Annotated in this window: 23 protein-coding genes and 1 pseudogene; 8 read left to right on the forward strand and 16 right to left on the reverse strand. The window is 67.9% G+C overall.

Going from position 1 to position 23,827, the window contains the following annotated elements:
* The 8 genes and pseudogenes from VGX25_RS04795 to VGX25_RS04830 form a co-directional block, all read right to left on the reverse strand.
* Positions 1-285, reverse strand: a 285-nt coding sequence (locus tag VGX25_RS04795; RefSeq protein WP_326916361.1) for a DUF222 domain-containing protein, incomplete at its 3' end; no start/stop codon positions are given.
* A 116-nt stretch (positions 286-401) separates the two neighbouring features.
* Positions 402-1,629 (reverse strand): annotated as a pseudogene (locus VGX25_RS04800) (IS3 family transposase).
* Between the two features lie 52 nt (positions 1,630-1,681).
* A complete protein-coding gene (locus VGX25_RS04805; protein WP_326916362.1) occupies positions 1,682-2,548 on the reverse strand; it encodes an amidohydrolase family protein in 867 nt (288 codons plus the stop codon).
* Positions 2,545-4,104 (reverse strand): AMP-binding protein, encoded by a 1,560-nt coding sequence (locus VGX25_RS04810; protein WP_326916363.1) that lies wholly within the window; start codon positions 4,102-4,104, stop codon positions 2,545-2,547. The genes VGX25_RS04805 and VGX25_RS04810 overlap by 4 nt, the downstream gene beginning before the upstream one ends.
* Positions 4,105-4,106: 2 nt before the next feature.
* A complete protein-coding gene (locus VGX25_RS04815; RefSeq protein WP_326916364.1) occupies positions 4,107-5,351 on the reverse strand; it encodes an ABC transporter substrate-binding protein in 1,245 nt (414 codons plus the stop codon).
* Positions 5,293-6,378 carry a branched-chain amino acid ABC transporter permease gene (locus VGX25_RS04820; protein ID WP_326916365.1) on the reverse strand — a complete coding sequence of 362 codons (1,086 nt, stop codon included), beginning with the start codon at positions 6,376-6,378 and terminating at the stop codon, positions 5,293-5,295. The genes VGX25_RS04815 and VGX25_RS04820 overlap by 59 nt, the downstream gene beginning before the upstream one ends.
* Positions 6,371-7,264: a branched-chain amino acid ABC transporter permease gene (locus VGX25_RS04825; RefSeq protein WP_326916366.1), complete on the reverse strand. Its 894-nt coding sequence runs from the start codon at positions 7,262-7,264 to the stop codon at positions 6,371-6,373. The genes VGX25_RS04820 and VGX25_RS04825 overlap by 8 nt, the downstream gene beginning before the upstream one ends.
* Positions 7,261-8,802: an ATP-binding cassette domain-containing protein gene (locus VGX25_RS04830; RefSeq protein ID WP_326916367.1), complete on the reverse strand. Its 1,542-nt coding sequence runs from the start codon at positions 8,800-8,802 to the stop codon at positions 7,261-7,263. Before VGX25_RS04830 ends, VGX25_RS04825 begins: the two co-directional genes overlap by 4 nt.
* 105 nt (positions 8,803-8,907) lie before the next feature.
* Here VGX25_RS04830 and VGX25_RS04835 point away from each other — a divergent pair, with 105 nt between their 5' ends.
* Both VGX25_RS04835 and VGX25_RS04840 read left to right on the forward strand, forming a co-directional pair.
* On the forward strand, positions 8,908-9,750 hold the full coding sequence (locus tag VGX25_RS04835; RefSeq protein WP_326916368.1) for a PaaX family transcriptional regulator C-terminal domain-containing protein: 843 nt from the start codon (positions 8,908-8,910) through the stop codon (positions 9,748-9,750).
* 4 nt (positions 9,751-9,754) lie between these two features.
* Positions 9,755-10,540, forward strand: coding sequence for a nucleotidyltransferase domain-containing protein (locus tag VGX25_RS04840; protein ID WP_326916369.1), 786 nt, complete (start codon positions 9,755-9,757; stop codon positions 10,538-10,540).
* Between the two features lie 3 nt (positions 10,541-10,543).
* Here VGX25_RS04840 and VGX25_RS04845 read toward each other — a convergent pair whose 3' ends face one another.
* Complete coding sequence (locus tag VGX25_RS04845; protein ID WP_326916370.1) at positions 10,544-10,999, reverse strand: GNAT family N-acetyltransferase; 456 nt, start codon at positions 10,997-10,999, stop codon at positions 10,544-10,546.
* 79 nt (positions 11,000-11,078) lie between these two features.
* Between VGX25_RS04845 and VGX25_RS04850 the strand changes: the two genes are divergently transcribed.
* Positions 11,079-12,083, forward strand: coding sequence for an iron-containing redox enzyme family protein (locus VGX25_RS04850; protein ID WP_326916371.1), 1,005 nt, complete (start codon positions 11,079-11,081; stop codon positions 12,081-12,083).
* On the opposite strand, the gene VGX25_RS04855 is transcribed toward VGX25_RS04850, so the two are convergent.
* The 7 genes from VGX25_RS04855 to VGX25_RS04885 form a co-directional block, all read right to left on the reverse strand.
* Entirely contained in the window at positions 12,056-12,274 is a 219-nt protein-coding gene (locus tag VGX25_RS04855; protein WP_326916372.1) for a CDGSH iron-sulfur domain-containing protein, read from the reverse strand. The genes VGX25_RS04850 and VGX25_RS04855 overlap by 28 nt on opposite strands.
* Positions 12,246-12,926 (reverse strand): HemK2/MTQ2 family protein methyltransferase, encoded by a 681-nt coding sequence (locus VGX25_RS04860; protein WP_326916373.1) that lies wholly within the window; start codon positions 12,924-12,926, stop codon positions 12,246-12,248. The genes VGX25_RS04855 and VGX25_RS04860 overlap by 29 nt, the downstream gene beginning before the upstream one ends.
* Positions 12,927-13,816: 890 nt before the next feature.
* Positions 13,817-14,263, reverse strand: a complete 447-nt coding sequence (locus VGX25_RS04865; protein ID WP_326916374.1) for a L,D-transpeptidase — start codon at positions 14,261-14,263, stop codon at positions 13,817-13,819.
* Positions 14,264-15,474: 1,211 nt separating this feature from the next.
* Entirely contained in the window at positions 15,475-15,630 is a 156-nt protein-coding gene (locus VGX25_RS04870; protein ID WP_326916375.1) for a hypothetical protein, read from the reverse strand.
* A 1,030-nt stretch (positions 15,631-16,660) separates the two neighbouring features.
* Entirely contained in the window at positions 16,661-17,293 is a 633-nt protein-coding gene (locus tag VGX25_RS04875; protein ID WP_326916376.1) for a hypothetical protein, read from the reverse strand.
* A gap of 13 nt (positions 17,294-17,306) precedes the next feature.
* Complete coding sequence (locus VGX25_RS04880) at positions 17,307-17,648, reverse strand: hypothetical protein (RefSeq protein WP_326916377.1); 342 nt, start codon at positions 17,646-17,648, stop codon at positions 17,307-17,309.
* 1,198 nt (positions 17,649-18,846) lie between these two features.
* Complete coding sequence (locus tag VGX25_RS04885; protein WP_326916378.1) at positions 18,847-18,999, reverse strand: hypothetical protein; 153 nt, start codon at positions 18,997-18,999, stop codon at positions 18,847-18,849.
* A 330-nt stretch (positions 19,000-19,329) separates the two neighbouring features.
* Here VGX25_RS04885 and VGX25_RS04890 point away from each other — a divergent pair, with 330 nt between their 5' ends.
* The 5 genes from VGX25_RS04890 (at position 19,330) to VGX25_RS04910 (ending at position 23,739) form a co-directional block, all read left to right on the forward strand.
* The gene (locus VGX25_RS04890; RefSeq protein ID WP_326916379.1) at positions 19,330-19,596 is read left to right on the forward strand and encodes a hypothetical protein; all 267 of its coding nucleotides are present in this window, start codon (positions 19,330-19,332) and stop codon (positions 19,594-19,596) included.
* Between the two features lie 674 nt (positions 19,597-20,270).
* Positions 20,271-20,678 (forward strand): Lsr2 family protein, encoded by a 408-nt coding sequence (locus VGX25_RS04895; RefSeq protein WP_326916380.1) that lies wholly within the window; start codon positions 20,271-20,273, stop codon positions 20,676-20,678.
* Positions 20,679-21,569: 891 nt separating this feature from the next.
* Complete coding sequence (locus VGX25_RS04900) at positions 21,570-22,010, forward strand: helix-turn-helix domain-containing protein (protein WP_326916381.1); 441 nt, start codon at positions 21,570-21,572, stop codon at positions 22,008-22,010.
* Positions 22,007-22,558 (forward strand): hypothetical protein, encoded by a 552-nt coding sequence (locus VGX25_RS04905; RefSeq protein ID WP_326916382.1) that lies wholly within the window; start codon positions 22,007-22,009, stop codon positions 22,556-22,558. Before VGX25_RS04900 ends, VGX25_RS04905 begins: the two co-directional genes overlap by 4 nt.
* A 29-nt stretch (positions 22,559-22,587) precedes the next feature.
* Entirely contained in the window at positions 22,588-23,739 is a 1,152-nt protein-coding gene (locus VGX25_RS04910) for an MAB_1171c family putative transporter (RefSeq protein ID WP_326916383.1), read from the forward strand.
* Positions 23,740-23,827: the final 88 nt, after the last annotated feature.

Consider the following 23,827-nt stretch of genomic DNA (forward strand, 5'->3'; position numbering starts at 1 on the left):
GTACTCCTCGATCCACCCCTGATCCAACGCCACCAACGTCTGCGGCAGCCGGTCAACCAACGTACGGGCGAACTTCAGCCGGCATCGGGCGGCCCGGTCGGAGATGTGCAGCTGGGTGGCCACCTCCAGGTAGGCAAACTCGTCACCCTCGGTGTCGCGGGCGTAGGCGGCCAGCTGACGCAACTGGACGGCTTGGTAGTGGCCGATCAGGACACCGGCCAACGCCGCATCCCCGAGGAGATCCCGAGGCTCGGTCGCGGGCTGGTGGTCCTGGATGACGAGCACACCGACACGCTAGCCGACCCCACCGACAATTCCGGGCCACCAACGGGCTTGATCAACAAAATTGGAGGGAAGATCTTCTGAACCGCCCCGGGTTCGGTAGAGACTCGTTCCTGGGGTCAGGCGACCAGGCTGGTCAGGTCGCCGATCTCGTACAGGGTCTCGAACTCGGTCGGTGGCCGGTAGCCACAGGCCCGTGTAGTCGCCGGTTGTTGTACCAGTCGACCCAGGCATTTGTGGCCGTTTCGACCTCACGTAGATTACGCCAGGGACCTTGCGGGTTTGATCAACTCCGTTTTGTCGAGACCGGTTGTGGATTCCGCGAGCGCGTTGTCGAGCGCGTCGCCGACGGTGCCGATTGACGCGTCGATAAGATGCTGGGTGAACCGGAATGACGTGTATTGGGTTGACTCCCGGCGTCAGAATGGTGAACGAGCTTGCTCACACCGTCCGTTGATCGATAGTTGCGGTGCCGCAACCCCATGTCGATGGCGTCGAGCACCAGGCTGGTGTCCTTCGACATACTGGCCCTGCAGCCGACGATCTTGCCGGAGAACACGTCGATGGCCAAAGGCGACGGAGACGGTGGCGGCCCAGGTGGCGACGTGGGTGAAGTCGGCTACCCACAGCCGGTTCGGCGCACCGGTCGTGAACTGGCGTTTCACCAGGTCCGCGGCCCGCGCCCCGCCGGGGTCCCGGACCGTTGTGCGCACCGTCTGCCGCGTAAGGCGCTCACGAGACCGAGCTGGCGCATGAGCCGCTCAACCCGACCGCGGCCCACCTCGATGCCCTCTCGGTTGAGCTCACGCACATCTTCTTGGCACCGTAGACCCGATAGTTCTCGTCATACACCCGCTGAATTTCTGTCCTCAGTTTCTCGTCGTCAATCTCGCGCCGTGATGGCGGGCGCGACCGGGCGGCATAATAGATGGACGGAGCGGTCTTGATACCGAATTCGGTCGGCACGGTACAGATCGGCTCGACTCCGAACCGGTCCTTGTGTTCGGTGATGAACGTTACGAGCGTGGCGGTCGAGGGTCGAGCTCTCTGGCGAAGAAAGCCGACGCCCCTTCAAAAATCTCATTCGCCCGACGCAACTCCGCGTTCTCCCGACGCAACCGCTTCAGCTCGGCCGACTCCTCACTCGACGTGCCCGACCGCATCCCCGCGTCCGCCTCGGCCTGCCGCACCCACTTGCGGCACCGTCTCGACAGACACGTTCAGCTTCGCCACCGAGCAGATCGCCTCCCACTGCGACCCATGCGCCTCGACCTGCTCAAACACCAACGCCACAGCGCACTCACGGAACTCCCGCGAATACCTCGTCCTCCTAGCCACGATCCACATCCTCACTCGACGAGTGAGCCTCCATCAGACCCCGGGGCGGTTCATTCTGGGGTCAGAGGTTGAGTAGGCGGGCGGCGTTGTGTTTGAGGATGAGGGGGCGGACTTCGGGTTTGATGTCGAGGGTGTCGAAGTCGGTGAGCCAGCGGTCGGGGGTGATGAGGGGGAAGTCGGAGCCGAAGAGGACCTTGTCCTTGAGGAGGGTGTTGGCGTAGCGGACGAGTTGGGGTGGGAAGTACTTGGGGGACCAGCCGGACAAGTCGATGTGTACCAGCGGTTTGTGGGTGGCGATGGCGAGGGCCTCGTCTTGCCATGGGAACGAGGGGTGGGCGATTACGATCTTGAGGTCGGGGAAGTCGGCGGCGACGTCGTCGAGGGCTAGGGGGTTGGCGTACTTGAGGCGGATTTTGCCGCCGCCGGGGAGGCGGGCGCCGATGCCGGTTTGTCCACTGTGGAACAGGGCGATGAGGCCCAGTTCCTGTAGGGTGTCGTAGAGTGGGTAGGCCATGGGGTCATTGGGGTGGAAGGCTTGCAGGCTGGGGTGGAACTTGACGCCGCGGATGGAGTAGCGGCCGGCCAGGCCACGTATGAAGCGTACGGCGGCTTGGCCGCGCCACGGATCGACGGTGGCGAAGGGGATGAGCACGTCGGCGTGTTCGGCGCAGGACTCGGCGATCTCCTCGCTGGAGATCGGTGGGTGACCGGTGGCGGTTTCGGCGTCCACGGTGAACACGACGGCGGCCATTCGGCGCTCACGGTAGTAGGCGGCGATCTCCGGCACGCCGGGCGTGCGACCGTCGTCGGCGACGTTGAAGTACGCGGCCGATCCGGCCATGAGGTGCGCGGGCAGCGACGGGTGGCTATCGGCGGAGATCTCGACGTGGGCGTGGACGTCGATGGCAACGAGGTCGTCGACGTTCATGGCCGGTCGCGGACCCAGGCGCGCAGGGACGGTTTGTCGAGCTTGCCGGATGGGCTGCGGGGCAACGACTCCCGGACCAGGACGCGGGTGGGAAGTTTGTACCGGGCGAGGCGGCCGCCGGCGAACTCGGCGAGGTCCTCGACGGTCGGGGACGCGCCCTGCGCGCAGCTCAGCACGGCCACCACGGTCTCACCCCACGTCTCGTGCGGGGCGCCGACGACGGCCACGTCGAGGACGCCGGGATAGTCGACGAGGACCCGTTCCACCTCGGCAGGGTACACGTTCTCGCCGCCAGTGATGATCATGTCCTTGAGCCTGTCCACAATGTATAGATAGCCGTCGGGGTCGAGCTCGCCGATGTCGCCGCTGTGGAACCAGCCGGCGTCGTCGAACGCGGCGGCGGTCTCGGCCGGGTTGTTCCAGTAGCCGGGTGTGACGTTGGGGCCGCGGACGCAGATCTCGCCGCGGACGTGCGGCTCGGTGATCTCTTCGAGGGTGCCGGGGCGGACGAGGCGGATCTCGGTGTACGGCGCGGGAATCCCGGCCGAGCCGAGCTTGGCCATGGTCCGGCCGGCCGGCAGGTGGGTGGCCATCGGGGCGGTCTCGGTCAGGCCCCAGGCCTGCTCGAGCATGATTCCGTGCTCGGCGTACTCGGTGATCAGGCCAGGCGGCACCGGCGCGCCGGCGACCATGGTGGTGCGCAGCGACGAGCGGTCGCCGTCGACGAACGCGGGGGGGCGCAGCAGCGCGGCGTACATGACCGGCACGGCGAACATCCCGGTCACCCGGTGGCGCGCGATGTCGGCGGCGACCCGTTCGGGATCGAAGCCGCGGCGGACGACCACGGTCCCGCCCCTGGCCATGATCCGCAGGGCGAAGCCGTTCAGGCCGCCCACATGGAAGAGCGGGGCGACGACCAGGCCGACGTCGTCGGGCCCGGTGGCCGTGACGGCGTCGAAGTTGCGGTCGTTCCACCAGAGGTTGCCGTAGGTGAGCATGACTCCCTTGGCCCGGCCGGTGGTTCCCGACGTGTACAGCAGGGCGGCCAGATCGTCGGCGCGGCACGGCTGGGGCGGCGCGGGTGTGCCGGTGGTCGCGTCGAGCGCGGCGGACAGCCGCCGCCATGGTGGCGACGGGTCGCCGGTCACCGGCACGGCCGGGTCGTCGTCGACGAGCAGGTACCGGCGGACCGGCACCGCGCCGGCCACCTTGTCCACAATGGAGCGATGACCCTCCTCGGCGATCACGGTGTGCGCGCCGGCGTCGTCGAGGACCCGGCCGACCTCCTCGGCGGCGAGCCGGAAGTTGACCGGCAGGAACACCGCGCGCAGCCGCATGCAGGCGAGGTAGGTGATCAGCAGGGTGGCGCTGTTGAGACCGGTGTAGGCCACCCGGTCTCCGGCCCGCACCCCGCCCACGGCGAGCAGGGTCGCCAGCCGCGCGGCCCGGCCGTCCACCTCGACGGCGGTGAACGTGCGCTCTCCGTACACGAGAGACGGTGCGTCCGGAAGGTAGCGGGCGAGCCGGTGCACCGCGCTCGCTGGGCTGAGATCCATGGTCAGGCCTTCGGTTGGTAGGACTTCGCGGCCTCGGCCTCGACCGGGCCGCCGACCGCCTTGAGCCCACCCGGGACGGAGGAGTCGGCTTGTGCGATGTAGACGGTGCGGGTCGGCGGCTGGTCCGGGTTGGTGTAGTCCAGCGGGCCGGCGACCAGGCCGCCGGTGTCCAGCCCGGAGATCTGGTGCAGGGCGGTCACCAGGCCCTGCCGGGTGAGGTCCTTGTTGTCGCAGGCCTTCTGCAGCACGGCCCTGGTGGCCTGGGCCTGCGCGTAGCCGAACACCGAGCCCACCTGGGTGGGCTGCTCGTTCGGGTGCGCCTTGGTGAACAGGTCGGCCAGCGTGCGCGCGCCGGGGCTGTCCAGTGACGGCGGCGCCATGCTGGACACGACGTGGAGGTTCTCCTTGAGGGCGGCGCCGGCCGGGGTGCTCAGCAGCTGCGGGGTGAAGCCGGGGCCGTTGGCCACGATCGGCACGGCCAGCCCGACAGACCTGGCCACCCCGGCCGCCGACGCGGTCTGGGCCGGTCCGGCCGACATCAGGATGGCCGCGACCCCGGCGTTGCGCAGCGCGGCGACCTGTGCGGACAGGTCGGTGTCGGACGCCTTGATCTTCTGCTCGACGATCGTCAGGCCGTTCTGCCCGGCAAGGTACTTGCTGCCGCGCAGGGCATTCTCCCCGTAGTCGCCCTCGAAGTAGATGTGCCCGATCTTGTCGCCGGCCTTGATTCCCTTGCTGCGCATGAGGAAGTCCAGGCCGGTGATCATCTCGATGTCGTAGGTGGTGCCGAGGATCTGGATGTGCGGGTCACCCAGCATCGCTCCGGTCCAGCCGGCGAACCCGACGAACAGGTTGTCCTGGGCGATGCTCGAGCGCAGCGCGGTGATCACCGGCGAGCCCAGCACGGTCTGCAGCCCGAGCACGTCGCCGGACACCTCGCGGTAGAGCGCGACCGCCTTCTGCGGGTCGTAGCCGTGGTCCTTGACCGTGACCTCGACCGTGCGGCCGCACACCCCGCCCTTGTCGTTCTCCTGCTTCCAGAACAGCTGCGTGCCCTGCACCAGGCTCTTGCCGAGCGGGGCGAACACGGCGGTCAGGTCGACCAGGCTGCCGAGCTTGATCGTGGAGTCGGTCACCCCGGGTCCGGTCTTCACTCCGCCGGCGTTCTGGTCGCCGGAGGTGGCCTTGCTACAGGCCGTCAGCGCGAGGAGCAGGGCGGTCAGCAAGGCCAGCAGTCGTCGGTTCATGGCGGGCGCTCCTTGGGGTCCGGATACGGCGGGCGAGCTGGGCTAGGCCGCCGGGTGCGAACAGCAGCACCACGACGATCGCGGCGCCGTACAGCAGCCGGGCGGCCTCGGCGGCGCCGATGCCGGCCTCGCCCGGTTGGGCCAGGAACGGCAGCGCGTCGCTGTAATGGTTGAGGACCAACGGAAGCGCGGTGACGAACACCGCGCCGGCGGCCGCGCCCCCGATGGACCCCAACCCACCAATAATGATCATTGCGAGGAAGTCGATGGACAGCAGGAAACCGAAGCTCTCCGGCACGATCCGGCCGAACGCCAGCGCGAGCAGCACGCCGGCCAGCCCGGCGTAGGCCGAGGAGACGGTGAACGCCGCGGCCTTGTAGCGGCGGACGTCGACCCCCATCACCGCGGCGGCGACCTCGCTGTCCCGCACGGCGACCAGCGCGCGCCCCGGCCGGCCGCGGGCCAGGTTCCCGGCGTACCACCAGGACACCGCCACCAGCAGCAGCCCGAGGTACCACAGCCGCTCCAACGGTCCGAACGGGACATCGAGCACGGTCAGCTCGGGATCGGTCGCGGTGAACGAAAAGCCGAACAGGTTGAACGGCGCCGCGTCGCGGCCGTTGAAGCCGCCGGTCACCGCGGTGGCGTTGGTCAGGATGTGCTGACCGAGAAACACCAACCCCAGCGAGGTCAACCCGAGGTAGATCCCGCGCAACCGCCCGGCGATCGGGCTGAACAGCGCTCCGGCCAACCCCGCGAGCGCCACCGCGCCGATGGCGGCCAGCGGTGGCGGCCACCCGATGCCGGCCAGGTAGGCGTAGCCGTACGCGCCGACCGCCACGAAGAAGGCGTGCCCGAGGGACAGCTGCCCGGTCACGCCGACCAGCAGGGTCAGGCCGATCGCGCCGATCACCGCGGCCATCGCGAACAGCCCGGTCTGCAGCCAGAAGCCGGCCAGCTCCAGCGGCGCGGCAAGGGCCAGCAGCACGACGGGCGGCCACAGCAGCAGCCGGACGCGGTCAGACACGGGTGATCTCCTTGCTGCCGAACAGGCCCGCCGGTCGCACGAGCAGCACCAGCAGCATCACCACGTACGGCGCGACGGCGCCGAACCCGCGGCCCAGAAAGGCGAGCTGGTCCTGGTATCCCGCGGCGAACGTGGCGGTGAACCCGACCGCCATCCCGCCGATCAGCGCCCCGGTGGTCGAGTCCAACCCGCCGAGCACCGCGGCCGGGACCGCCGCGCCCAGCGCCGCCTGCCCGACGCCGCCGGTGATTCCCGGCGACGGGAACGCGGTGAAGAACAGCCCCGCGATCGCGGCCAGCCCGCCGGCCAGCACCCAGGCGCTCGCCGCGACCCGGCGCAGCCTGATCCCCATCAGGGTCGCGGTGGCCGGCCGCTCGGCGGACGCGCGCAGTCCGATGCCCCAGTCGGTGAACTTGACCACGGCCAGGAAGCCGGCCACCAGCACGACCGCAACGACCGCGGCCGCGACCCTGGTCTGCGGCACCTGGATTCCGCCCAGCGCAACGACTTCGGCGCCCCACGGGTCGCCCGTGGTGAGCAGGTCGGTGCCGATGCGCCGGGTCAGGTCGGTTGCCAGCACGATGTCCACGCCGAGGGTGACGATGGCCAGCGCGCCCGGATCGGCCTGCCGAAGCCGGCGCAGCAGCACCACCCCGATCAGCGCGGCGACCGCCGCGGTCACGACGAGCGCGAGCAGCACGGCCGCGGCGAACCCGAGGGCCGCGTGGGCGCGGCCGATCACGTACGCGCCGAGCAGCAGCAGCGAGCCGTAGGCGAAGTTGACCACCCGGGTGGCCTTGAACACGATCACGAAGCCGAGCGCGATCAGCGCGTCGAGGCAGCCCAGCGACAACCCGTTGACCACCAGCGTCAGGAAATGGTTCATCGGGCGGCCCCCAGATAGGCCCGGACCACCTCGGGGTCGCGCTGCACCTCGGCCGGTGTGCCGCAGGCGATCCGTTTCCCGAAGTCGAGCACCGTGACCCGGTCGGCGATCCCCATCACGAACGTCATGTCGTGCTCGACGAGCAGGATCGAGATGCCCAGCTCGGCCCGCACCCTGGCGATGATCCCGGCCAGCCGGGCCGACTCGTCCGCGGTCATTCCCGCGACCGGCTCGTCGAGCAGCAGCAGGGTCGGCTCCGCGCACAGCGCCCGCGCCAGCTCGACCCGCTTGCGGTCGCCGTACGGCAGCGCGGCCACCGGCCGGTCCAGCGCGCCGGACAGCTCGAGCAGCTCGGCGATCTCCCGGACCCGACCGTCCTGTTCGGACTGCTCGCGCCGCGCCCCCGGCGTGCGCAGCCCGGCGGCGACGAACCCGGCGCGGGTCATCCGGTGCCGGCCGAGCAGCAGGTTGTCCGCAACGGTCGCGGTCGCCGACAGCGCAAGGTTCTGGAACGTCCGGCCGACCCCGAGCCGGGCGATCCGATGTGGACGCAGGCCGGTCAGCTCCACCCCGCCGTACCGCGCGCTGCCCGCCCGCGCCCGGTAGACGCCGGTCAGCACGTTCAGGCAGGTGGACTTCCCGGCGCCGTTCGGCCCGATCAGCGCGTGCACCGAGCCGGGTGCGACGGACAGCGACACGTCCGAAAGGGCGGCCACCCCGCCGAACCGGACGCTGATCCCTTCCACCACCAGCTCCGGCTTGTCCGTCTCCTGTGTATGGTCCGGAGTGGAGTGATCGGCCGCCACGCCCACCCCCAGGTACCGGTCGCGCACCTCGTCGGTGGCGGCCAGCCGCGCCGCCGGGCCGTGCAGCGCCACCCGACCGACCTCGAGCACATAGGCCACGTCGGCCAGATCCAGTGCCAGCGCGGCGTTCTGCTCGACCAGCAGCACGGCCGTGCCCTGCCGGTGGATCTCGGCGATCACCGCGCCGATCCGTTCCACCATCCGCGGCGCCAGCCCCAGCGATGGCTCGTCGAGCAGCAGGACCCGCGGCGCGGCCATCAGCGCCCGCCCGATCGCCAGCAGCTGCTGCTCCCCGCCGGACAGCAGCCCGGCCCGCTGGCCCGCGCGCTCGGCCAGCACCGGAAACAACTCGTACACCCGGTCGCGGGCCGGGCCGCGGGCCCGCCGGGCGACGGCCAGCCCGCCGGCGCGCAGGTTCTCTTCCACGGTCAGCTCGCCGAACACCTGCCGGCCCTCGGGCACCTGCACCACACCGGCGCGCACCACCGCCGCCGGATCCATCCGGTCCAGCCGCCGGCCGTCGAGCTCGACCGACCCGCCGTCGATCGCGCCGCCGGCGAACGGCAGCGTGCCCGAGATCGCCCGCAGCAGCGTGCTCTTCCCCGCGCCGTTGCCGCCGAGCACCGCCACCACCGCGCCGTGCGGCACCTCGAGCGACACGCCGCGCAGCGCCCGCACCGCCCGCGCGTACGAGACGTCCAGATCCCGCACCCGCAACAGCGGTGGATCCACGGGCCTCACCCCGATCTGCATGGTCGACGCGGCGGCCCCCACATGATGCGACATAGGCATAGTCTCCCGTCAAGCTAGTGGAGACTTTTCGCGGAAAGGTTGATCATGCCGATACCCGGCCAGGTCCGCGGCCCCAGCGCCAGGGCGTACCTGCTGATCGTGCTCGGCGAGTACGCGTTCGACCACGGCGACGCCGCCTGGACGCACACCATCGTCGACGCGCTCGCGCTGGCCGGCTTCGAGGAGAAGGCCGCCCGCCAGGCCCTCAGCCGGACCGCCGCCGCCGGCCTGCTCACCCCACAGCGCACCGGCCGGCGCACCCGCTGGCACATCACCCCGGCCGGCCGCGAATCACTGGCCGCCGCCAAGGACCGGCTGTTCGCCACCGGCCCGGAGAGCGACTGGAACGGCGACTGGCTCATCCTGCTCACCACCGTCCCCGAGCAGCACCGCAACCTGCGACACCGGCTGCGCACCACGCTGGGCTGGGCCGGGTTCGGATCGCTCGGCCCCGGGGTCTGGATCAGCCCGCACCCCACGCACGCCGCCGAGGCCCGCCAGGTGCTCGACTCGCTCGGCGAACCCGTGCACGGCACCCTGCTGCACGCCCGCCTCGACGACCCCGGCGAGCGGCACCGCCTGGTCACCCAGGCCTGGGACGTCGCCGACCTGGACCGCCAGTACCGCGCCTTCCTCGACCGCTTCACCCCCGCGCGGCCCCGGACACCCGGCGAGGCGCTCGCCCAACTCGCCCACCTCGTCTACCAGTGGCGCCGGCTCCTGCTGGCCGACCCCGGCCTGCCACCCACCCTGCTCCCGCCGCGCTGGAGCGGCGAGCAGGCCCGCCGGCTCCTGCTCACCCGCCACACCCGCTGGCTGGCCCACGCCCGCACCTGGTGGCAGGCCAAGGAAACCGAGCACGGCCGGCTCGGGATCATGGTGAACTAGGCCCGTGTACCCCCATCACGCCGAGTCGATCCGGCGGATCGTCGAGCACTTCGAGGCGCTGCCGGAGGTGGACGCGGTGCTCCTCGGCGGCTCCATCGCCCACGGCTTCGCCCGCCCGAGCTCCGACGTCGACATCATGATCCTGATCTCGGACGCCGACTACGAGCGGCGGTTTCGCGCCGGCCGGCTCACGTTCTACACCCGGGATCTGGCCACGTATCCGGACGGCTTCGTCGATGGCAAGTACCTCCGGCCGACCTTCCTCGAGCAGGTGGCCGACCGGGGCAGCGAGCCCGCCCGGTTCGCCTTCGCCGACGCCCGGATCCTGTTCAGCCGCATCGACGACCTCGATCGGGCCGTGCGCGCCGCCGCCCGCTACCCGGTCGACGGCAAGACCGACCGGATGCGCCGCTTCCGCGCCCAGCTCGACGCCTGGCACTGGTACGCCCACGAGGCGCTCAAACTGGACAACCGCTACCTGCTCGGCCTGTCCGTCGCCAAGCTCGTCCTGTTCGGCGGCCGCCTGATCCTCACCCACAACGAGACGCTTTACCCGTACCACAAGTGGTTCCTCGAGGTCCTGCGCCGGGTCGAGGACCGCCCACCCGACCTCTTCGACACGATCAAGGACCTCTACGACAACCCGTCCGCCGTCTCGGTCGACGCCTTCTACGACACCGTCCGCACCTTCCAGGACTGGCCGGCCCTTGCATCCGGCTGGGGCGACCAGTTCCTGCTCGACAACGAACTGACCTGGCTCACCGGCTCCGCCCCGGTCGACGACCTGTAGCGGCTAGATCGTCCTGGTCATGAACACGCTGTTGGGGTCGGGCCGGTAGTCGGCGAACGGCGGGCAGTAGTCGAAGCCGAACTTCTCGTAGAGCTTGCGGGCGCGAAGGTACGGCTCGGCGGAGCCGGTCTCCAGGCTCAGGCGGGTGAACCCCATGCGCCGGGCTTCCGTGAGGATGTGCTCCATCAGAAGGGACGCGATCCCGGTGCGCTGGCGGGCCGGCGCGGTGCGCATCGACTTCACCTCGGCGTGCTCGGCGTCGAGCCGCTTGAGCGCCCCGCAGCCGACCAGAGTGTCCCCGTCGTAGACCGACCAGAACGTGATCTCCGGCCGGCGCAGCGCGTCCAGATCGAGGGCGTGCTTGCTCTCCGGCGGCGTGACCGACAGCATCTCGGCGATGTGCTCGTCGAGGAAGGCGGCGATCTCCGGACCGGACAGGTCGTCGACAACGATCTTCATACCGCTGGCCTCCCTCGGGCCCTTCGATACCGGAGCCGGGGTGAGCGTAACCCGCCGGCGCAGCGGGTACCCCCGGCCCATGCTGCCGCAGCCTCGTGGTCCGCTGTCCGCCGCGGTGATCGCCGCGCTCGGGCGCGACGATCCGCTCGATCACGGGTCGCTGGCCGCCGCGGCGAGCCGGGCGGATCCGTACGGCGAGGACCTCACGCTCGCCCTGCACACCTGCTACGAGCTGCACTACCACGGCTTCCCGCGGGTGGATCCGGCCTGGGAGTGGGATCCGGACCTGCTGCGGATGCGGCGGGCCATGGAGGAACGGTTCCTGGCCGCCCTGCGCTCCGATGTGGACGGTGGGGACGACCTGCCCGGTGAGCTGGACGCGCTGCTGGTCGAGCCGGTGCCCGGCGGCGGGGTGTCGCACTACCTGCGCGACCACGGGGACTGGTGGCGGATGCGGGAGTACCTGGTGCACCGGTCGATCTACCACCACAAGGAGGCCGACCCGCACGCCTGGGTGATCCCCCGGCTGCGCGGCCAGGCCAAGGCGTCGCTGGTCGCGGTGGAGTTCGACGAGTTCGGCGGCGGCCACGGCGAACGCATGCACTCCCGGCTCTACGCCGACCTGCTGACCGGCGCGGGCCTTTCCGCCGACTATTTGTCCTATTTGGACGAGGTGCCGGCGCCGGCGATCGCGATCGTCAACATGATGTCACTGTTCGGGCTGCACCGGGCGCTGCGCGGGGCGATGGTGGGCCACTTCGCGGCGGCGGAGATCACCACCGCGCCCAGCGCGCAGCGCCTGGCCCAGGCGCTGGAGCGGCTGGGGGCGGATCCGCGGTGCACGCTGTTCTTCACCGAGCACGTCGAGGCCGACGCGGTGCACGAGCAGGTGCTCCGCCGCGACGTGCTCGGCGACCTGCTCGGCCGCGAGCCCGAGCTGACCGCGGACGTGGTGTTCGGCATCCAGGCGACCGAGCTGCTGGAGTCGCGGCTGGCCGAGCACCTGCTCAGCGCCTGGCGCGCGGGCCGCACGTCGCTGCGCCGCCCGCTGCCCGCCTACGCCGAGCCGGTGCGCACGCGTTGACGGTGGCTGGTGTCGCACAAGGGAAATCGCTTGCTGCGGCGGCAGGTGCACACGGCGACCAGGAAGCGGTCCGAGCACACCGTCGTGCCGTCCTCGGTCACCAGCTCTACCGGGCCCTCGACGAGCAGCGGCCCGCCCGGCACGACGGTCACCCGGCGCCGGTCAGCGGTTCGGGTCGGGTCGGTCGCCACGGATCACCACCAGCTCCTCATGACGTTGGCCGGGCTCGATCAGCCCGTGCCCCTCCAGGTAGTCCACTTTGGACCACAGCACCGGCCCGAACGGCTCGATGCGCCGGGCGACCACCGCCGCCTTCAACCCGTTGGCGCGCAGCCGCCACAGCGTACTGTCCACTCCGCACAGCTCGGAGTGCACGACAAGGAGGACGCCGCCCGGATAGAGCAGGTCGAACGCCGCGTCACACAACGGATCCAGCAGCTCACGCCCGTCCAGCCCGGCGTCCCAGGCCCGGGCCGCGCCGCGCGGCGGCCACCGTCCCGGCACGTACGGCGGATTGGCCAGGATCACGTCGAACCGCCGCCCCGCAACGACGTCCGGCGCGCTGCCGCGATGCACCCGAACCGGCAGCCGGCGCAACCTCGCGTTGAGCCGGGCCGACAGAACCGCCGCGGCCGACACGTCGACCGCGGTCACCTCCGCCGCACCGGCCCGAACCGCGGCCACCGACAGCGCCCCCGTCCCGGTCCCCACGTCGAGCACCCGCGCCCCCTCCGGGATCGCCGCCCCACGCAGGGCACCGATCAGCAGCCAAGTATCCGCCTGTGGCCGGTAAACCCCCGGCGCCCGCAGCAGCATCACCCCCGAGAAATACCCGGTCCACATCGGTCAAACCTTGCCCCGGCTCACATTCGGCGAACCGGCCGCACCACCGACGGCAGGCGCCGACGCCGCGCTTCGGCTCGCTGACCGCGCCGAGGGTCGCCCGGATGCCTGCGGCGCGGCCCCCGGACCCAGCCCTCGCGTCGCGGCTCATCAGCTGTTTCCGCCATGCGGTCGGTAGCGGTCGTGGCTTCGAGAGTGGCGAGCAAGCGGCCACGGATTCATCACGACCAGCGGCCAACCTGCTTGGCGGCTAGCCGGAATCCGGGAGGGCGCCACCTGGTTTGCCGGAGACGGCCATGCCCGGCTTCCAGCCAGCAGGGGGTGAGAAACTCCCGCTGGCGGTGCAGACGCAACGCCGGTCGGATCACGAGACTGGACGCGGTTCAGGTGCGTGTCACCAACAACGCGATGGCCGATCGGAGTTGCGATGGAGAAGACGCGGTTGGCAACGGTGCCGCTGGGGCGGACCGGGCCGGAGATCACCCGCGTCGGGGGGCGGCGTGGCTCGATCCCGTGTGCGGCGGAGGCGGGCCTGCGGCGGCTCGGCATCGACGCGATGACCCGCCAGCGGATCGCACATCTGCCGGCCGACGATTGGCGCCGGCACCACCCAGCGCTTCCGGAAGCCGCTGCTGTCGCGGCATCTTGCGTGGGTACGGCGGTTGACCGTGGTCCGCCGACCGTCACCGGATGGCCGCGGGCGCCGTCGCGGCGGCCTGGACGTTGCGTAGATACAGAGGGCGTCAAATTCCTCCACGAGGCCTTGCGCAACCCATCAGCCGTATTGGAATCAATGAACCCGTCGTTGCAGATGTACGCGACAACCCCAAGATCCCCTATCCGGTTCGAAGTCCAGCGGATGGCCCGGATGTAAGAGTCTTAGTGCCGCGTCAGGCTACGACCTCGACAACGTCACCCGGCTGAAGGCTATCGAAGTATATTCGCGCCGCCTGCGGCGACAGGTGGATGCACCCGTGCGACTGCGCGGTCAGGCTGCCTTCGTGGAAGGCAATGCCGCTCTGTGTGAAGAACACCGAGTACGGCATTGGCGCGTTGTAGGCGTTGCTCCAGTGATCGATATCCTTGTAGGTGACGTGGAATGTCCCTGCCGGTGTCTCATACCCCGGTTTACCGGAGGTAATCGGCACGCCACCATAGGTCACAACCCCGTCGTGCATCAGCCACGATTGGTTCGCACTCAGGTCAATGCATGCGGCCGCCTGAGCACTACACGGCGACGCCGCGGCTTGCGCGTTGCCGGGCAACGCCAGCATCGCTGCCGCGCCCAACGCCACCGAACCAGCGGACAGACTTATTGTTTTCCGCAGCTTTCCCATGATCGGACCTCCCATCCACCCGAAAATTGGTTCGTGTTCGGTACTGCGATCACTCATGGTGTACCACGTGCGACGCGGCCCAAACCCACCGGTACATGGCACGGCGCGTGCAGTCCGCAATGTCACACGAATGGGGGATGGACACCGACGGTCGAGCCATCAGGCCAGCGACTTACCTCCATCAACGGCGTGCATTCGTCAGCTATTGTCGATGTGACAGAAATCCAGGAATCATCGATTAGCGATTGATACATGCTGATAATCGCCAGATATCGTTAGGATCGGCTTCATTGTGGCTGGGTGGCAGTCAACTTGTCGCACGTGCCTGGGTGGATCATGGATCGGCAACGGTGCGCGTGGTGACCACATTCAGTCTGTAACGGTTGTTGCACAGTGTGCGATGCGATGCACGTTCAGCTGCACGTCCATGTGGAGGTATGGCGGTGAGTGAAGCCGCGGCCGGCACCAGTGACGGTTCCAATGACGCGGTGTTGCTCAGCGCGGCGCGGCGATGTCGCCGCGTACGGCCTGCTCTACCAGCGTCATGTCGGAGTCGCGCGGCGTGCTGCCGCTAGGTTGGTGGCCACCGCTACTAGCAGGAGGACCTGGTTGCCGAGGCGTTCACCCGGGTGCTGCGGGTGCTGCGCACCGGCCGTGGTCTCACCGAGGGTTTCGGCCGTACCTGCTTGGTGACCATGCGCCACATCATGATCAACTGGGCCCGCCAAAGACCGGTCAGCTCGGTGGTTGCCGAGATACCCGAGGTCGGCCCAGCGGCCTGGTATGACCACGCAATGACAGACCAGATGCGCGCCAGCGTTGCCGCCGAGGCTTTTGCCAGCCTGCCCGAGCGGTGGCGGATGGTGTTGTGGCACCTCGAGGTCGAAGGCGAGACGCCGGCCGAGGTCGCGCCGCTGTTGTGGCTGACGCCTAACGGTGTGTCCGCCTTGGCTTACGGGCCCGGCAGGGGTTGCGGCAAGCCTACCTGGAGCAGCCCGTGCCCACCCCGCGCCGCGGGGACTGCCAGGCTGCCACCGCCCATCTCGCGGGTGGGTCCGCAACGGGTCGTCGGCCCGCAAGGTAGACCGGATCACACATCCTTTAGACCAGTGCCCGGACTGCCGGCAGTTGGCCGCCGACCTGCAGCAGCTCAACCGCCAGTTGCCGGCGGTGATCGCGCCATTGGTTCTGGGCGCCCCGTTCGCCCTGGCTTACCTGGCAACGTCGGCCGGCTCGACTACTGTGCCGGCCGGTGTAGCCCTGGCCGCGGCTGCCGCCGACACCAGCGTGGCCACCGCCTCCTGGCTGGCCACGGTGAAAACCGCCGTGGCCGGCGCGGCTATTGCCACCTCCGCAGCAGTCGGCACGGTCACCGCCACCCCACCACCCGACCCGGTCGACGACCGCATCGCCCGATCGATCCCCACTCGGCACCTGCACACCAACCCGCCGCCAACGCCCCCCAGCCCGAACGAACCCGGACCAGCCCGCGGTGACACCGACCGCCCCGGCACCGAGACCCCGCCACCCGCCGCGAACCCAACCCCAGTGGCCGCCCAGCCGCACAAGCAGACCAGGCAGGCCGAAAGCACGCGGTCAAGGCCACGCACAAGGCCCGCCAAGGAAGACCAAACGGCCGCGAAAAAGGCATCCCAAGGAGGAAGAGAAGGCGGCCCGGCCCCGAGGCACGAAGCCGAAGTAACCACCGCAGATCACGTTCCCTCCGACTGCGACCAGCCAGAACGTGATACCTTCCGGACAACACTCCAGCCACCCCACCTCGGTGGCAGGGTCCTCCTCGGAGCCTCCACCAGCCGAGAAGAGGCTCGATTTGGGATTTCGCGTCATATCTGCGGGGCGGCCGGGCTCCTACCTAAGGTGGGACACCAGAAGCGAAAGCGAGGCTGGCGACCCACGCCGGGCCGCCGCTCTCGCTACGGGTGGCGGTTGGGGCGCGAGTCGGCTGGAGCTTAAGGGGTGGGGCCGTGATGATTTGACAACCGGAGGGCGAAACTTAGCCGACAAGCTGAATTATCTCTTCGCACACTACACCCAACCCGACGGTCACGAGTATACCAATGAGCAGGTTGCTGCCATGATCTGCGTGCACGGGGAGTTCCCGATCTCCCAAAAGCTACATCTGGCAGCTTCGGAGTCCCACAAAGACAACCCCAACATACAAACACCTATAGGCGCTGGCTGGTTTATTCGAGGCTCCGGTCAGCTACTTCGTCAACAACGAGGTCACCGGCCGAGTCAACGCGCAACACCTACTACGCCTACAGGCACGTGACCGCCCCCGATTGGCCGTCTACAGGCCACCTATGATCCACTTAATAAATAGATAGTCGAGGCCACACAGTTTCTCCTTGGTGACCCACGCATACCATGACGGATTCAGTTGTCGAACCAGTCATGGGCCGAGCGCAAGTTGAGCGCAGTAATGATCACTACTGGCGAGATAATCAGAACGACTCCGACCACCGTGAGAACAGGAACAGCGAACGCGAATCCGACCGTAATGAGTCCGCCATAGAAAAATACTTCAAAGTAGGTGCAGTTCAGCACCTTGGCGTGGCATTCAGCGTTCCCGCGCCTGAGACCCCGCGCCATCCGGAACATCCACTGTATCACCAGGGCCTGGATCAGCGCTGCGGCCAGCCCGCCGACAACTACCGCAACAGTCGCACGTGAGTCCGCTTCGGATGGTCGTTTACCAAAAGCCTCGATGAGGGAAATCATGACGTTGTCGAGTACGGCTGGTCTCCCAGCGGCAGCGGAAGCAATTCCTTCGATGCTCAGCAGTGTCAACGCACCCGAAACCAGAATGCCTATCCATCCCAAGACGACGTAGAGCCCAATCACCACTCCCACCGACGTCGGCATCGGTCCGCGGCGGGCCGGAGCTCCGCCATAGTAATGGTGCTGGTATATGTACTGGTCATGGCCGGCCGTATAGGCGTCGCGGTCAGCAAACGTGTGCTGCCATCCGCCGTCGCCGACCGGTCTCCAACCCCTATCGCGGTTCATGATCGGCTACCCCTCAGCGCCACGTATGCCGGACGATTGTCTGGTCTCGTCCCGCGACATAGGCGTCACTCCCACAGTGAACGCTCTGGTTCACCACGCGAGGGTATCGCTGCGTGGTGTCTGGCCGGGCAGAGCCGATCCCCGTCGCCACCCCTCGACCGCGCCAGATCATCCAAGCGCTGAACAGCGCGGTCAGGACGCCGACAAGATTGAGGAAAACACCAAAGACGCTCGCCCACTGAGCGGAACGATCAAGGCCCTGGCGGACCAGGAACACGCCAACGGCCACCAGCCCCATCCCAAGCACCAGAGCAGCCACCATCCCTGCGATGCGCACACCGAGTGCTCGCTCCATCACCGAAGCATACACTCACCACCTCCGGTGAAACCCATTCGCTCATGACGGCTACACCGACCAACTCCTCCACTGGACCCACACTCGCCTCAAGATCGTGCTGCAGATCATCAAACGCAGCGACGACGCGACCGCGGCCGCGGACCATCATCGGTGTGGGAACCAGCGCGTCGACCGCGTAGGCCAATGGAGCCGGGACGCACTCGGATTCGACGTCCCGGGTCTCCACATTTTCGGTCTGCTCCGAACCACCCGGAAAATGGCCGCGCGAAACCGCCACGCGGGCTGCGGGTCAAGAAAAATGAGCGTTCGGCACCGTCACCCACGCGATGCCGAACGCCGATAGAACGAACAGACCCGCCGAATTCACCCGCGATTACAGGTGCTCGACATGTACCAACCTAACCCCTGAAACCCGCCGGTACCGACCCGCACCGTGGCACAACGCCACACCACTCGCAGTGGCGCCGGACCACACCACCCGCCGTGGCAGCACCCCTTAACGTGGCACCCACTTCCCTGGCACCGGCCCAGCACACGCCGCGCCGATCGGCTACCTCGGCACGCCGTCTTCAACAACCCCGATCCACCGGAGAGGAACACCCAGCACTCGCTTGGACCTGGAAGACATGACGGGAGCGGGTAGATGTTTCCTGACTGGGGTCGCCGACGAGTTGGGCGTCAACCCGTCCATGGCGACGCGGACGGCTCATCGGCTGGTGACCGCGGGTTTGGTCAGCCCGGCAGGCTACCGTTGTCCGGCTGGGGACTGATCGTCGATCTCACAGCTACGGCTGGGGAACGGGTCCATGAAACCAAGCGGAATTTTCGAGGAGTAGGTGCCGTGCGGGAACGTTCACCGGTCTACCGGGTCGGGTCCGTCATCTGGAGGCGGCGGTTCAGTGTTGCCGCGGTTGTTAGACCATTTTACGCAGCCACTCATCCCAGTTCATCCGGTAGCGGGTGAACCATGCGTACCGAGGAAGGCACTCAGCCCAAGAGCATCGCCACAAAGATCCACAGAGCAATGGGACTCGACACGATCGCGGCCACCGGTCACCTCCCTTGTCACATGACGAATACCCTCGCTACCTGGATCAAAGCCTCTTCCGGCGGGTAGACACCATCGGGACAGCGAGACGGATCATGATGAGCTCGTAGTCCTGTGTCCGATCGGGGTTGTCCTTGCCGCTGCCGGTTACGACGGCAGCAGGTCGAGATGAGCCAGGATGCTGGGAATGACGACCAAGACGACGGCCAGCAGCGTGGGTGCGGCCAGGATCCCGATCGCGGCCCAGGTCCAGCCGGTGCCGTGGCGCCGGTGGTAGGAGATCGCCAGCACGCGGAACATCGTCGCGCCGGCGAGGAAGAACAGTACGTAGAGGTGGTACAGCGCGGTTGCCGGCCGTGCGCGCCGGTTGCGCGGTCATGCCCAAAACCCTCACTTCCCGACTGAGCACCGTGCAGAAAGCGGGCACACCGGACCAGATGTTCCGCACACGGCACCGAGGGTTGCCCTCATCACAGCGCTATGGCGGCGACGACCTGCCCTCGGACCGATCACCAATCGTCGCGACCCCCACCCCGTTGAGTATGAGAACGCGTCGCGCTCGAGCAGCGTGTGGGGACACGTTAATTGCCAGCAGCAGGTTGGACCAGGCGCCAGACTGGGGGATATCCGATGACCAACGTCGCGATCAGGAGGGTGGGCACGTCTCAAGCCTGGCAGGCAGTGCTACCAGGAAAGTCGGTCAACACCGTCAGCGACCGCGACGCCGACGATGAGCAGGACACCGAGCAGCAGCGCTACACGCACCAGGACGGACCAGGGCGGCAGCCGATGTACCACCGGCGCATACCAGACGGGTTCGGGCGCGCGGTGGCGGCCGCCGCGCTGCGGACGCTCCTGGTGCTGCGGAGTCGGTCCGGGCGCCGGCCGCGGAGTTGAGGATGGTCGGGGATGGAGCACGATGCGCTGCCGCGTGGGCCGGGATGCCGCTGGGTTGTCGTTGTGGGCTGCCGAAGCGGGGGCGTGTACTGGAGTCGTCGGGTATGTCGGTTTCGTGTCTGCCACGGGTACGGCATCGTTTTCGTCCGTCAAGTCGGACGGCAGCGAACCCGAATCCCCCGTGGGATGGACAGCTGCACTCATATCGAGTGAATGCGGCGGGCTGGTCTTCATGCTGGTCATGGTCACCTCCTACTCATAGCGATTCATCGTGCCGATGCCCATCCCCACCGCTCACACTACTAGTTGACCTGCAGCGAGTGGTAGCCACACACGGTAGACGCGGTGCGCCGGCCGGATGCACTGACTGTGCCAGTGTCGGTTGAGAATACTCCCCGTTCCAGCGAATCCACCATCTCCGAATGGGTTTGATGGTTATCAACCCAATCTGGCTGGAGACGTACAGCTAGTAGCAATAAAAGATGCTTGGGTGAGACTCGATCGGGTTACCGTGCCACGATCGGTGGGTTCTCGCGCTCGCCACGGTGGGCACAGCCCTGCCGCAGCCGGTCCGGTGAACCTGGTCGTATGCTCGTCTCACAGGGACCCCACCGCTGCGCCGGGACGCACTGTGGCTCATCGGCGTTTCGGCCAATTTCAGATCGAGGTATCCCATGGCCCAGAAAGTCACCGTCGAACTGGTCGACGACCTCGACGGCACCACTTCCGACGACATCAGCACCGCCGCCTTCGGCGTTGACGGTGTCCACGACGAGATCGACCTCACTGACGACAACGCCACCCGACTGCGCGTCAGCCTGGGTGACTACATCGCCGCAGCCCGCCGCACGGGTGGCCGCCTCAAGCGCGGTACAGCCAGCGGCACCACGTCAGCAGCCAGTCCGACCGACCGTGAACAGACCAAGGCCATCCGCGAGTGGGCCCGGCAGAACGGCTACGACCTGGCCGACTGTGGGCGCATCCCCGACCACGTCCTCGTCGCCTTCGCGCAAGCGCAGACCGAAACCAGCAAGACCAAGAAGCGCCGACGCAAGACCACGGAACCAGCAGTCTCGCACTGAACGGTTGGGCTGCCGTGCCACCTCGCTCGTCGCTGGCGACCGCTGCCTCCAGCAGCACCCCCAGGTGTTCGGCCGGAGCAGACTGGTCGAATCAACTTTCACCCTCCCCGCAACGGAGGATAAATGACGAATGTTCATCCGCTTGAGTGAAGTTTTGTGGCGGCGGCCCCACTTGGAGCGAGATTTGCCGGTTCGTTCTCACCCATGGCCTGCAGCGAGAGAATGGACAGCGGACATGGTCCTCTGGGCGCCTTCAGGGCAATGTCCATCTGCGCCGACACGGATGTGAACGCCGATTTGATCGATGCTCCAGCGCGTGTACGTGATCTCGTGTCTGGCGCAGGACATATGCTTAGGGTAGTGTCTGGCGAAGTCGTGCCATTACTGCTTCGAGCACCGCGTGAGACGTTGATAGTGCTCGGCGCCATATATTTGGGCGGTCTGCTCGGCAGCAGTGCCCACCAACCCGCCCGTATACACACTGAATAATGCTGCGTCGCCGGTGTCGGCCAGCGGCCTCACCCCGCCACTGCCATATGTCGTGCAACAGAATTCTACATAATAGCGACGGATGTTCCAGATTCCGTCGACTGTCTACGTGTGCATGATCGATCACCGGCAAGGTGGTGGACAGATCCGGGGGTGACGACGCATCTTGGTGTGTGTCATACCGAGGCATGACGCGATCATCCTAAAGTTGACCTGATTGAGACTTTGACCTGCCTGCTTGATCTCGTGTTTGGTGGAGTCATAGGCTGAGTGGCGACACGCGCGTCGTCTCATGAATAGGCCTCTACTGTAACGGAATTTCACGGTAGTGAAACGGTAGTGGAAGCGTGTCGGCTGCTGGAGAGGGTTGTGATGGTGGACAGGACGAGCGCAGGTCGGGGTTTGGCCGATAAGCTGAATGATCTGTTCGCGCGCTACCCGTCGCGGGATGGTCAGGAGTTCAGCAATGAGCACGTGGCCGCGGCGATCTGCGCGCGGGGCGAGGCCACAATCTCGCAGAGTTATATCTGGCAGCTGCGTAAGTCCAAGAAGGATAATCCGACGTACAAGCATCTGCATGCGCTGGCCGGGTTCTTCGGTGTTCCGGTCAGTTACTTCTTCGACGACGAGGTGACCGATCGGGTCAACCAGCAACTGGACAAGCTGCGAGCCGAGCAGCGGCGGCTCGACGAACTGGCTGGCCGCGATGACGTGCAGCTGATGGCTATGCGTGCCGGGCAGCTGTCCCCGCAGCGGCGGCGTTTGGTGATGGAGTTGCTCAACGTGGTGTACCGCGAGGAGCAGGCGGTGGGCCGAGACCATGGTCTGAAGGAGTGCCGGTGAGGGAGCGCGTGCTGCGGCAGCGGTGCCGCGCCTTGCTCAATGCGTTGGACATCCGCCCGCCGCTGGACGTCACTGAGCTGTGCCGGCGCGTCGGGCAGCAGCGGGGCCGGCCGATCCGGCTGATCCCGCATCCCATCCCGGTGCCAGGGCCGTTCGGGGTATGGATCGCCACCACCGCCACGGACTACATCCTCTATCAGCAGCACACCAGCCCGGCGCATCAGGGTCACATCGTGCTGCATGAGTTGGGGCACATCCTGGCCGGGCACTGCAGCGACGAGGCGGATGACGGGCTGTTCGCCGAGCTGTACTCCGGCCGGGAGCCGGATGCGGTGCCGGAGGAGTTCCCCGATCTGGCGCCGGAGGCGGTGCGTCGGGCGTTGCGCCGCACGTCCTACGACACCGACCAGGAGCGCGAGGCCGAGCTGGTGGCCACAATCATCCTGCAGTGGGCGTCGGTGCTCGACCGGGTCGCCCGGCCGGCCTCGGCGGACGTGGTGGCGCAGCGGATGGGCACCGCGCTGAGTGATCGGATGGGTTGGCTGTGACCGTATTGAACGCTGTGACCGTATTGAACATGGTGCAGGCCGTCGCGACCTGCCTGGTGCTTGCGGTGTTGGTGTACCTGCTGGTCCGCGCGCCGGGTAATGTGCCGCTGCGCGCGATCACGGTCACGGTCGCGTCGTTCATCTTGACGGTGCTGTTCAGCGCGACCGCCACCGCCGGTGCGATCATGCTCGGCGTCGCACCACTCATAGCCCGGTTGGCCCAGCACCTGGGCATGCTCATCGGCGGCTACAGCCTGATCGCGTTCTACCTGTTCTCCGCGCTGGACCGAGACCAGGCGCGCCGGCAGGCCATGCGGCAGGCGATCCCGCTGACCGTTGCGGCGGTGCTGGAGCTCGTCGCCACCGTGGGGATGCCGGCCGACCTGCACACCGCCGCCGCCACACTGGCCTATGCCGCACCCGGGGCTGCGGCCACACCGCCCGAGCCCACCGTGGCGGTGTTCTACCTGGCCCCGAACCTGTACCTGGGCTACGCCTGCGCCACCGCGGTGTGGTGGACCCGCCGCTACGCCCAGGGAGCCGAGCCCCGGTTGCGGCACGGGCTGGCACTGGCCTCGGTGGGCCTGGCGGCGCTGGCAGTGGGCGAGGTGGTGTTCGTGCTGGCGACCACCGCCCAATGGGCCGGCCTGGCCGTGCCACGCTGGGTGTATCCCCTGGGGCTGTGGGCCATAATTCCCGGCACCGCAGTCTTCATGATCGGCTTCGCCTACCCGGCGATATGCATGCGCCTGGCCGCCCTGCGCGTCTGGTGGCACCACCGACGGACGTACCACCATCTCGAACCACTATGGACCCTGCTGCACCAGCAGTTCCCCGAAGACACGCTCAACCAGATGCCGGCCGGCCGGTGGCGCGACAAGGTGAGCCTGCACGGGGTGCACCGCCGCTACTACCGCCGCGTCATCGAATGCCGCGACGGACTGGTCCGGATCAGCCCCTACCTCACACCCACCAGCAACGACGACACCACCTCGCTGGCCGACCGGCTACGCGACGCCCTACAAGCACGGGCCACCGGCAACACCGCGCCGAACCAGGCAGTACCGGTGGCTATCCCCGCCGTCGACGGCCTGGACGCCGACGTGCGCGAGCTGGTCGCCCTGTCCAAAGCCATGCGCCATGTCGGGCCACCGAACCCAACTCCACAGCCTCGGCACTAGATCAGGGACGGTAGAACTACCAGCGGTCGCCTCGCAATAGGGACTGCGTGGCCGCTATCCCGCCAGTGCCGGCCCAGCCGAGAGACGT

The sequence above is a fragment of the Actinophytocola sp. genome, assembly GCF_035942955.1.
Taxonomy (GTDB): domain Bacteria; phylum Actinomycetota; class Actinomycetes; order Mycobacteriales; family Pseudonocardiaceae; genus DASYTH01.

What these genes read in the sequence shown, in the direction of transcription:
- VGX25_RS04850 (WP_326916371.1), top strand. Translation starts at nt 11,079, where the DNA reads ATGCTGCCGCAGCCTCGTGGTCCGCTGTCCGCCGCGGTGATCGCCGCG.
- VGX25_RS04910 (WP_326916383.1), top strand. Translation starts at nt 22,588, where the DNA reads ATGGTGCAGGCCGTCGCGACCTGCCTGGTGCTTGCGGTGTTGGTGTAC.
- VGX25_RS04810 (WP_326916363.1), bottom strand. Translation starts at nt 4,104, where the DNA reads ATGGATCTCAGCCCAGCGAGCGCGGTGCACCGGCTCGCCCGCTACCTT.
- VGX25_RS04865 (WP_326916374.1), bottom strand. Translation starts at nt 14,263, where the DNA reads ATGGGAAAGCTGCGGAAAACAATAAGTCTGTCCGCTGGTTCGGTGGCG.
- VGX25_RS04805 (WP_326916362.1), bottom strand. Translation starts at nt 2,548, where the DNA reads ATGAACGTCGACGACCTCGTTGCCATCGACGTCCACGCCCACGTCGAG.
- VGX25_RS04835 (WP_326916368.1), top strand. Translation starts at nt 8,908, where the DNA reads ATGCCGATACCCGGCCAGGTCCGCGGCCCCAGCGCCAGGGCGTACCTG.
- VGX25_RS04860 (WP_326916373.1), bottom strand. Translation starts at nt 12,926, where the DNA reads ATGTGGACCGGGTATTTCTCGGGGGTGATGCTGCTGCGGGCGCCGGGG.
- VGX25_RS04890 (WP_326916379.1), top strand. Translation starts at nt 19,330, where the DNA reads ATGACCAACGTCGCGATCAGGAGGGTGGGCACGTCTCAAGCCTGGCAG.
- VGX25_RS04825 (WP_326916366.1), bottom strand. Translation starts at nt 7,264, where the DNA reads ATGAACCATTTCCTGACGCTGGTGGTCAACGGGTTGTCGCTGGGCTGC.
- VGX25_RS04895 (WP_326916380.1), top strand. Translation starts at nt 20,271, where the DNA reads ATGGCCCAGAAAGTCACCGTCGAACTGGTCGACGACCTCGACGGCACC.
- VGX25_RS04875 (WP_326916376.1), bottom strand. Translation starts at nt 17,293, where the DNA reads ATGAACCGCGATAGGGGTTGGAGACCGGTCGGCGACGGCGGATGGCAG.
- VGX25_RS04845 (WP_326916370.1), bottom strand. Translation starts at nt 10,999, where the DNA reads ATGAAGATCGTTGTCGACGACCTGTCCGGTCCGGAGATCGCCGCCTTC.
- VGX25_RS04815 (WP_326916364.1), bottom strand. Translation starts at nt 5,351, where the DNA reads ATGAACCGACGACTGCTGGCCTTGCTGACCGCCCTGCTCCTCGCGCTG.
- VGX25_RS04885 (WP_326916378.1), bottom strand. Translation starts at nt 18,999, where the DNA reads ATGTTCCGCGTGCTGGCGATCTCCTACCACCGGCGCCACGGCACCGGC.
- VGX25_RS04880 (WP_326916377.1), bottom strand. Translation starts at nt 17,648, where the DNA reads ATGGAGCGAGCACTCGGTGTGCGCATCGCAGGGATGGTGGCTGCTCTG.